The organism is Erythrobacter sp. SN021 (assembly GCF_021864455.1).
In genome coordinates this window covers 1-553 of record NZ_JAKKUW010000049.1, presented here as the reverse complement: position 1 = coordinate 553, position 553 = coordinate 1, and the positions used below count along the sequence as shown (strand labels likewise).

Annotated in this window: 1 protein-coding gene; it reads left to right on the top strand. The window is 39.6% G+C overall.

The window, feature by feature from the left end; genetic code table 11:
* Positions 1 to 9: 9 nt before the first annotated feature.
* The gene (locus L5849_RS17440; protein ID WP_370459237.1) at positions 10 to 348 is read left to right on the top strand and encodes a proton-conducting transporter membrane subunit; all 339 of its coding nucleotides are present in this window, start codon (positions 10 to 12) and stop codon (positions 346 to 348) included.
* The last annotated feature ends 205 nt before the right edge of the window (positions 349 to 553 follow it).

Here is a 553-nt window from a genome sequence, read left to right as displayed (position 1 = left end):
ATCTTACGTATGCTGAGCTTATTTAACTATGTAACCAAATCCACATCAAATTTACTTTCAAGTATTGCTTTAGTAGGTGCAGTCTCGACAAGCCTAATCTGCTTCCGCCAATCAGACCTAAAGTCCTTGATTGCCTATTCTTCCGTTGGTCATATGGGTCTCATAGTGGCGGGAGCCTTGATAAACTCAAATTGGGGTTTCCAGGCGGCTCTAGCAATAATAATTGCTCATGGTCTAAGATCTTCAGCCCTATTTGTGATAGCAAACATAAACTATGAGCTAACACATACTCGCAGCCTTTACTTAACAAAGGGTCTGATAGTAGTTGCTCCCTCACTAACCTTATGATGATTTTTATTTACTGCTAGAAACATGGCTGCTCCCCCCTCAATTAACCTGATGAGAGAAATTATACTTATTACCTCCATTCTTAAGTCATCAACATACAGAATTATTTTACTAGGTCTAACAAGATTTTTTACAGTGGCCTATTCCCTGTACATATATACAGTCATACACCACGGCTCTCTAATAGCCACATCTAACCCTCTCC